The organism is Micromonospora sp. RTP1Z1 (assembly GCF_033804685.1).
Classification (GTDB): domain Bacteria; phylum Actinomycetota; class Actinomycetes; order Mycobacteriales; family Micromonosporaceae; genus Micromonospora.
The window spans coordinates 19,727-28,301 of sequence record NZ_JAPFQV010000079.1; the positions used below are offsets into that span (position 1 = coordinate 19,727).

Sequence of the window (8,575 nt, forward strand, 5' to 3'; positions counted from 1 at the left end):
ACCGCTACGGGGTGAGCCGGTGCAGGTCGCGCGGGAAGGCGGTGACCTCCCGGACGTTGGCCGCGCCGGTCAGTCGGGCGACGAAGCGTTCCAGGCCGATGGCGAAGCCGCCGTGCGGGGGCATGCCGTGCCGGAAGGCGTCCAGGTAGCCGGCGTACGGCTCGACCGGCTCGCCGCGCGCGGCGAGGGCGGCGAGGTAGTCGTCGTACCGGTGCAGCCGCTGCCCGCCGGTGACCAGTTCCAGGCCGCGGAAGAGCAGGTCGAACCCGTTGGAGTACGCGGGCCGCTCCGGGTCGGGATGGGTGTAGAAGGGCCGCTTCGCCATCGGGTACCCGGTGACGAACAGGAAGTCGGAGCCGTGCTCCCGTAAGGCCCACTCCCCCAGCGCCCGCTCGTGGGCCGGGGCCAGGTCCGGCTCGTCGGCCGGCGCCCCGGCGATCTTCAGCGCCTCGGTGAAGTGCACGGCGGGGATCTGCGCCGGCACCTCCGGCGCTTCGATCCCCAGGGTGGCCAGCGCGCCGCCGGCCCGCCCGGTCACCGCGGCGAGCATCCCGGCCAGGGTGTCCCGCAGCACCCGCATCACGTCCCGGTGGTCGGCGACGAAGCCCAGCTCCACGTCGAGCGAGGTGTACTGGGCCAGGTGCCGGACGGTGTCGTGCGGCTCGGCCCGGAACACCGGCCCGACCTCGTAGACCCGCTCGAAGACGCCGACCATGAGCTGCTTGTAGAACTGCGGCGACTGGGCCAGGTACGCGGGCCGGCCGAACCAGTCCAGCGCGAAGACGTTCGCCCCGCTCTCGGTGGACGAGGCCACCACCTTCGGGGTGTGGATCTCCACGAAGTCGCGGGCGTCCAGCGCGGCCCGGAAGCCGGCGACCGCCGCCGCCGAGATCCGCAGCGCCGCCGAACGGGTCGGGTGGCGCAGCGCGGTCGGGGCGTTGTCCAGCTGGGTGGGCAGGGTGGCGGTGAGCGCCGGCCGGTACAGGTCGAACGGCGGCGGGACGGCGGGCGGCCCGAGCGGTCGTACCGTCGGGTCGGTCAGCTCGACCCCGGCGGGGGCCGTGCCGTTCGCGGTGGCCGTGCCGACCACCTCGACCACGGTCTCCTCGGTGAGTTTCTCCAGCTCGGCGCGGGCGGCCGGGTCGGTGACCACCACCTGGGCCAGGCCGGTGGCGTCCCGCACGATCAGGAAGGCCACCGACTTGAGCAGCCGGCGGCGGTGCACCCAGCCGGCGATCCGGACGGTCTCGCCGACATGGGTGAGGAGCTGGGTGGAAAGGATGCGTTGCACGGCGGTTACCTCCTCGGTCGATCGCAACGCGATCCCGGGAGGTGTGGGCGAGCGGGTCCTCGCGGTGCCACCACACCTTCGCCCCCGCCGGAGCGGGAGCCTCGTTCGTCGCCTTTTCACCGGGGCCAGCCGGGCGGGCTCTACTGGGCGCGGACGCCGTTCTTCCCGCAGCTCGGGAGGGTCTTCACGCGCCGGCGCCAGACCGCCTCCCAGCAACCGGCGGCTCTCTGCACTGGCGGATCGGGGCGCTACTCGACTCCGTCACAGCTCTGCCGGGGACGCTAGCACGCCGACCGGGCCGGTGTGACGACCTATTTTCGCCCCGCGGTGTCCGGTGTCACAACGTCTGCGGCGTGACGCCGGTCGCCCGACGCTCATCGACCGCCACCGTCGGGCGTAGGCTCGGTTTTGTGACGATCGAGCACTCCACGCCGACGACTGAGCAGGCTGCGCGCACCGCGACGGTCGCCCCCGAGGGGCGGCGGATGCTGCGGATCGAGGCACGCAACGCTGAGACGCCGATCGAGCGCAAGCCACCATGGATCAAGGTCAAGGCCAAGATGGGGCCGGAGTACACCCAGCTGCGCGGGCTCGTCTCGCGCGAAGGGCTGCACACCGTCTGCCAGGAGGCCGGCTGCCCCAACATCTACGAGTGCTGGGAGGACCGCGAGGCCACCTTCCTCATCGGTGGCGACCAGTGCACCCGGCGCTGCGACTTCTGCCAGATCGACACCGGCAAGCCGGCCGAGTTCGACGCCGACGAGCCGCGCCGGGTCGCCGAGTCGGTCGCCGCGATGGGGTTGCGCTACGCCACCATCACCGGCGTCGCCCGGGACGACCTGCCCGACGGCGGCGCCTGGCTCTACGCCGAGACGGTCCGGCAGATCCACGCCCTGCAGTCCGGCTGCGGCGTCGAGTTGCTGATCCCCGACTTCAACGCGGTCCCCGAGCAGCTCGCCGAGGTGTTCAGCTCCCGGCCCGAGGTGCTGGCGCACAACGTCGAGACCGTGCCGCGGATCTTCAAGCGGATCCGGCCGGCGTTCCGCTACGACCGGTCCCTCGACGTGATCCGGCAGGCCCGCGCCGACGGCCTGGTCACCAAGAGCAACCTGATCCTGGGCATGGGCGAGGAGCGGGCCGAGGTGTCCCAGGCGCTGCGCGACCTGCACGACGCCGGCTGCGAGCTGATCACCATCACGCAGTACCTGCGCCCGTCCCCCCGGCACCACCCGGTGACCCGCTGGGTCAAGCCGGAGGAGTTCGTCGAGCTGCGCGAGGAGGCCGAGGAGATCGGCTTCGCCGGCGTGATGAGCGGGCCGCTGGTCCGCTCGTCGTACCGGGCCGGGCGCCTCTACAAGCAGGCCCTGGAGGCCCGCGAGGGGATCGTCGCCGCCGGCTGAGGCCGGGGAGATGCCGCGTCACCGGCCGTCCGCCGGTGTCCGGATGCCATGATCGCAGGCATGACCGCCGGGGTACGCCAGGAGCCGCGCGGCGCAGTCCGCCCGCGTACGCCCCGGCTGCCGGTGCTGCTCGCCCTACTCGTCGGCGTCGCCGGGGTCGGCTACCGGCTCGCCCTGCTGCTGGCCGACGCGCCGCCGACCAACAGCGACGAGGCCACGATGGGGCTCGCCGCCCTGCACATCGCCCGCGGCCAGGACTTCCCGGTCTGGTTCTACGGGCAGGCGTACATGGGCACGCTGGAGGCGTACCTGGCCGCACCGCTGGTCGCGCTGACCGGGCCGTCGGTGCTCGCGCTGCGGCTGCCCACCCTGGCGCTCTACGCGCTCTTCCTCCTCCTGGCCTGGCGGCTGACCCGGCGACTCGGCGCGGATCGCTGGTTCGCCCTGCTGGTCGTCGGCTTCCTCGCGCTCGGCTCCGACCGGATCGTCAAGAACCAGTTGATCGCCGGCGGCGGCTACCCGGAACTGAACCCGGCCGGCGTCGGGCTGGCCCTGCTCACCCTGGACCTCTGCGCCGGCCGGCCGGGCGCGCGGCTGCCCCGCTGGGCGGCGTGGGGGCTGATCTCCGGGCTGATGCTCTGGGTCGATCCGCTGCTGCTGCCGTACATCGGCGGCACCGGCGCGGTGCTCGTGGCCTGGCGACGGCGGGAGCTGGCCGGCCGGGCTGGCGTCGTGACGGTGGCGGCGATCCTGCTCGGCGCGGCGCCGATGCTCCTGGACAGCCTCCGGCACGGGCGTGACCCCCTCGCGGCCGTCCTCGCCGCCAGCGGCGGGGGCGCGGCGGCCGGCTGGGGCGAGCGGCTGCACGGCGGGCTGGTGCTGGGCCCGCCGCTCGGCATGGGCTTCTGTTCGCCGGGCCACTGCGCCACCTGGCAGCTCTGGTGGGCGCTCGCGCTCCCCGTCCTGCTGCTGCTCGCCGGGCTCTCCGCCTGGCGTGCCCTTCGCACGCCCGCGCCGGCCGGGGCGGCGGTGCGGTTGGCGCTGGTCGTCGGGGCGGTGGCGGTGCTCGGGGTGTACGTGGTGAGCAGCGCGGCCGGGCGGACCCCGGTGGAGAGCGCCCGCTACCTGTCCTGCCTGGCCATCGCCGCGCCGGCCCTGCTCTGGCCGCTATGGGCCGCGACGCGGGACCACCGCCGGGCGGCCCGGATCACTGCGGGCGCCGTGCTGGCCGCCATGCTCGGCACGGCGGCCGTGGCCACGGCCGCCGCCGTCGGCGCCGTACCGGCCACCCACGCCGAGGCCGACCGGCACCGCGCGCTGGTCGACACCCTCGACGAGCTGGGGGTACGGCACGCGCGCGCCGGCTACTGGACCTGCAACCGGCTCACCTTCGCCAGCGGCGAGGACGTGGTCTGCGCGGTGGTCGACGACGGGCTGCGACCCGGCTTCGACCGGTACCCCGCGTACCGGCGGGCGGTGGACGCCGACCCCGGCGCGGCCTGGGTCGCGCCGGTCGGCTCGCCGCTGGCCGCCCGGCTCGACGAGCGGCTCGGCCCGGACCGGGGCGAGCTGGACCTGGTCACGGTCGAGGGCTGGCGGGTCTACCTCCCACGCCGCTGACCAGCTGCGGGTGGCTACCGGGCGCGGGGCGGCGGGACGGTCGCGGTGGGTCGGTCCAGGAGGCCCAGGCGGTGTGCCATGGCGGCGGCCTCGACCCGGTTGGTGACGTCCAGCTTGGCGATGATCCGGGAGACGTGCACGCTGGCCGTCTTCGGCGAGATGAAGAGCCGCTCGGCGATCCGGCTGTTGCTGTGCCCCTCGGCGACCAGCCGCAGCACCTCCTGCTCCCGGCTGGTGAGCAGGTCGGGGCCGGGTCGGCCACCCCCGCGCAGCCCGACCCGGCGGGCCAGGACGGCGGCCTGCTCGGCGAGCGGCGTCGCGCCGAGCCGGGCGGCGAGGTCGGCGGCCTCCCGTACCGCCGCGGCCACGGCGTCCCGCTCCCCCGCCGCGGCGGCCGCCTCGGCCATCCCGAGCAGCGCCCGACCCAGCGGGTACGGCTGCCCGTTCACCCGCCACGCCTCGACCGCCGCCCGCCACGCCTCGACGGCCGCCCGCCAGGCCGGCAGCGCCGCGCCGCCGGTCGCCAGGATCGCGGTGACCTGGGCGGCGTTCGCCCGCTCCGCCGGGTAGCGGGCGGGCAGCGCGGCGGCCACCGTGGACACCTCGGCGGCGAGGCCGGCGTCTCCGGCCAGCGCGGCGGCGCGGGCGACGGCGGTCAGCACCGGCCACCCCTCCCGGGGCAGGTCGGGCAGGCGCTCGTCGGCCAGCGCGGTACGCGCCGCCCGTACCGCCGCCAGCTTGTCGTCCGCGGCGAGCGCGGCCTCGACGCGCAGCTCGTGCAGCGGCAGCCGGTGGTTGGGCCAGAGGTACGGCCGGGCGAGGAAGGCCAGCGCGCGGCCGACCAGCTCGTCCGCGGCCGGGTGCGCCCGGGCCAGCCGCAGCCCGGCCCGGAGCTGGAGCCAGTGCAGGCCGGAGACGCCGGCCGGGTCGATCCGGGCCGCCTCGGCGCAGGCCGCGTCGGCCTCGTCCCAGCGGCCCAGGGCGATCAGCGCCTCCGCCCGGTTCGACAGCAGGTACGCCCCGGTGGAGCGGCTGATCCCGACCCGGCGCGCCTCGCTCACCCCGGCGGCCGCGGTCTGCTCCGACTCCTCGTAGCGGCCCAGCTCGAAGAGCACGTCGGAGAGGTGGACCAGGGCGCTGACCAGGACCGGGGCGTTGCCGGTGGCCCGGGCCACGGCCTCCGCCCGGCGCAGCTCGGCCAGTCCCAGGTCGGGGGCCTTGTCGGTGCGGCAGAGCAGGGCGATCCGGGTGGGCAGCAGCGCGACGTCCACGCCGATCTGCTCGGCCGCGGCCATCGCCTCGGCGGCCACCGAGACGGCCTGCGCCGGATCGATCTTCACCAGGTGGGCGGCGATGTCGGCGAGCAGCCCGACCCGCTCCGGACCCTCCGGCACCCCGGCTGCCAGCCGGTACGCCTCGCTCAGCTCGGCGGTGCCGTCGCTCTTGCCGAGCAGCGCCAGCAACCGGCCCCGCTGGTCGAGCAGGCGGGCGGCGCGCAGCGGCTCGGCGGCGGTGTCCACCTCGGCCAACGCGGCGCGGGTGAGGGTGGCCGCCCGGTTGTAGTCGCCCGCGGTGGTGGCGGCGGCCAGGGTCTCCTCGAGCACGCGGAGGTGGTCCATGCCGAGCCGGTCGGCGGCGTCGGGCACCAGTTCCCACAGTTCCAGGACCCGTTCCAGCAGCCGGCTCTGCTCCGCGTACGCGTACCGGTCGGCGGCGGCGCGGGCCGCGGCGCGGGCGGCGAGCAGGGCGCGGGGGTGGTCGTGGGCGGCGTACCAGTGGTGGGCGATCTCGGCCGGGGCGCGACCGGCGGCCACCAGGTGCGGCTGCGCCTCGATCGCGGCGGCGTAGCGGGCGTGCAGCCGGGCGTGCTCGCCGGGGAGCAGCTCGTCGTGGACGGCCTCGCGGACCAGCGCGTGGCGGAACTCGTAGTCGCCGTCGGGGTCGGCCACCACGAGCTGGGCGGCCACCGCGGCGCGCAGCGCGTCCTCCAGCTCGGGTTCGGGCAGGCCAGCCACCTCGGCGAGGAGCTGGTGGGCGAAGCGGGTGCCGCCGGCCGCGGCGATCCGCAGCACCCGCTGGGCCGGCTCGGGCAGCCGGTCGACCCGCGCGAGCAGCAGGTCACGCAGGGTCTCCGGCAGCGCCGCACAGCCCACCGGATCGCCCGCGGCGGCCAGTTCCTCGATGAAGAAGGGGTTGCCCTGGGTGCGGTCGTGCACGTCGTCGACGGCCCGGGGAGCTGGTTCGGCGCCGAGCAGGTCGGCGAGGATGGCGCCGGTGCCGTCCCGGTCGAGCCGGCCCACCTCGACGCGTTCGACGCCGCGAGCGCGGTCCAGCTCGGCGAGGAAGGGGCGCAGCGGGTGGCCGCGGTGCAGCTCGTCGGTGCGGTAGGTGCAGATCAGCAGGAGCCGCGCGGTCCGGGCCGCCCGGACCAGGAAGCCGATCAGGTCCCGGGTGGACCGGTCGGCCCAGTGCAGGTCCTCGATCACCAGGACCAGGGACGGCCCGGCGGCGAGCCGCTGGAAGAGGTCGGCCACCAGGTCGAAGAGGTAGCCGCGCGGGGTGTCCGAGACGGGCAGGCCGATCGGCGCGGCGACCCCGGCCGGCACCCGGGCCAGCTCCGGCAGCAGCCGGGCGAACTCCGGTTCGTACCCGGAGAAGACGCCCGGACCGTCGCGGCGCAACACCTCCCGCAGCGCCGCGGCGAACGGCGCGAAGGGCAGGCCGGCCTCACCCAGCTCCAGGCACTGGCCGACCAGGACGCGCGCCCCGGCGGCGGTGGCTAGGCCGCCGAACTCCTCCAGCAGCCGGGTCTTGCCGACGCCGGCCTCACCGCCGACCAGGACGGTGGTGGGTTCCCCGGCGCGGGCCCGGCCGAGCGCGTCGCGCAGCGCCGCCAGCTCAGGCTGGCGGCCGACGAGGACGGTGCTGGCGGCGCGTGCGGTCACGCCGTCGAGCATGCCATGACGGCCGCCACCCCCGGCCCCGCCGACCGGTCGGTCTCCGGGCCCCCCGTCGGCGTCGGCCCGCCCCGGCCCGGCCGCCCCCGGGGCGGCCGGGCCGACGGCGGTCCCGGCGGCGGTCCCGGCGGCGGTCCCGGCCGTCGCGGTGACGGCGGTCACCGGCGGGTGTCGGTGACGCGGCCGGCGTGCTGCCGCCGGCTCAGCCAGCCGCGCGAGTGGCGGCGGGGCAGCGACCGGGCGAGCCGGTCCGCGGCCGCGTCGGCCTGCAGCTCGGAGGCGTGCGTGCGGTGGATGGTGAGCAGGAAGCTTGCGTCGTTGCCGAACATCTCGGTTCCCCTGTCGTGCGGTGTCGTTTCGCTGTCGACATTGACTTTCCGCGCGAAGGTGGCCCCGGGGCATGGGTCCGCCGCCTGATCTTTGCCCCCTCCCCCTCCTTACCGGGGGGCCTCAGCGGCCGGGTGGCGACGTAAGGTACTCAGCCGGTACGGCGGAGGGCCGGCCGCGGATCAACGGGGCGTGCGCCGACCACTAGACTCTTGGGCATGGCAAAGCCCCAGGAGAAGGTCTCGTTCGGCCAGCGGCTGAAGCAGATCGGGATGGTGTTCAAGTTCACCGCCAAGCAGGACCGGTGGTTCGCGCCGCTGACCGCCGCGGCGGTGCTGATCCCGCTCGCGCTCACCGTGGTCGCGGTCATCCTCTGGAGCTGGATCTGGCTGCCGATCGGCATCCTGTTCGCCCTGCTCGCCGTGCTGATCGTGCTCAACCTGCGGTCCAACAAGGCGATGATGAACGCCGCCGAGGGGCAGCCCGGCGCGGCGGCGCAGATCATGGAGAGCATGCGCGGCGACTGGCGGGTGACGCCGGCGGTCAGCTCCACCACCCAGATGGACATGGTGCACCTGGTCATCGGCCGGCCGGGAGTGATCCTGCTCGCCGAGGGGAACCCGCAGCGGGTCCGCAGCCTGCTCGGGCAGGAGAAGCGGCGGCTGGCCAAGGTGATCGGCTCCGCCCCGCTGCACGACTACGTGATCGGTCAGGGCGAGGGCGAGCTGCCGATCCGCAAGCTGCGGGTGACCCTGATGCGGCTGCCGCGCACGCTGGCCCCCAAGGACGTCAACGCCCTCGACAAGCGGCTCAAGGCGCTCACCGCCCGCCCGCAGATGCCCAAGGGCGCGATCCCCAAGAACATGCGCCCCGCGCGCGGGGCCTTCCGCCAGACCCGGGGCCGCTGACCCCCGTCACACGCGCAAAGAGCCGGGCCCCACGGGGCCCGGCTCTTTCCCATTCCCCCACCTATCCCGTTC

At 75.6% G+C, this 8,575-nt stretch carries 6 protein-coding genes; 3 read left to right on the plus strand and 3 right to left on the minus strand.

Annotated elements, in window-relative coordinates; translation table 11 throughout:
* Positions 1-4: 4 nt before the first annotated feature.
* The gene (gene aspS, locus SLP03_RS28095) at positions 5-1,291 is read right to left on the minus strand and encodes an aspartate--tRNA(Asn) ligase (protein ID WP_319463655.1); all 1,287 of its coding nucleotides are present in this window, start codon (positions 1,289-1,291) and stop codon (positions 5-7) included.
* A 353-nt stretch (positions 1,292-1,644) separates the two neighbouring features.
* Here aspS and lipA point away from each other — a divergent pair, with 353 nt between their 5' ends.
* The gene (lipA, locus tag SLP03_RS28100; RefSeq protein WP_319463656.1) at positions 1,645-2,691 is read left to right on the plus strand and encodes a lipoyl synthase; all 1,047 of its coding nucleotides are present in this window, start codon (positions 1,645-1,647) and stop codon (positions 2,689-2,691) included.
* Between the two features lie 60 nt (positions 2,692-2,751).
* The gene (locus tag SLP03_RS28105) at positions 2,752-4,311 is read left to right on the plus strand and encodes a DUF423 domain-containing protein (protein WP_319463657.1); all 1,560 of its coding nucleotides are present in this window, start codon (positions 2,752-2,754) and stop codon (positions 4,309-4,311) included.
* A gap of 14 nt (positions 4,312-4,325) precedes the next feature.
* Here SLP03_RS28105 and SLP03_RS28110 read toward each other — a convergent pair whose 3' ends face one another.
* The gene (locus SLP03_RS28110; RefSeq protein WP_319463658.1) at positions 4,326-7,256 is read right to left on the minus strand and encodes a helix-turn-helix transcriptional regulator; all 2,931 of its coding nucleotides are present in this window, start codon (positions 7,254-7,256) and stop codon (positions 4,326-4,328) included.
* 170 nt (positions 7,257-7,426) lie between these two features.
* Positions 7,427-7,597 (minus strand): hypothetical protein, encoded by a 171-nt coding sequence (locus tag SLP03_RS28115; RefSeq protein WP_319463659.1) that lies wholly within the window; start codon positions 7,595-7,597, stop codon positions 7,427-7,429.
* Positions 7,598-7,813: 216 nt separating this feature from the next.
* Here SLP03_RS28115 and SLP03_RS28120 point away from each other — a divergent pair, with 216 nt between their 5' ends.
* The gene (locus tag SLP03_RS28120; RefSeq protein WP_319463660.1) at positions 7,814-8,503 is read left to right on the plus strand and encodes a DUF4191 domain-containing protein; all 690 of its coding nucleotides are present in this window, start codon (positions 7,814-7,816) and stop codon (positions 8,501-8,503) included.
* The last annotated feature ends 72 nt before the right edge of the window (positions 8,504-8,575 follow it).

What these genes read in the sequence shown, in the direction of transcription:
- SLP03_RS28105 (WP_319463657.1), top strand. Translation starts at nt 2,752, where the DNA reads ATGACCGCCGGGGTACGCCAGGAGCCGCGCGGCGCAGTCCGCCCGCGT.
- SLP03_RS28115 (WP_319463659.1), bottom strand. Translation starts at nt 7,597, where the DNA reads ATGTTCGGCAACGACGCAAGCTTCCTGCTCACCATCCACCGCACGCAC.
- SLP03_RS28120 (WP_319463660.1), top strand. Translation starts at nt 7,814, where the DNA reads ATGGCAAAGCCCCAGGAGAAGGTCTCGTTCGGCCAGCGGCTGAAGCAG.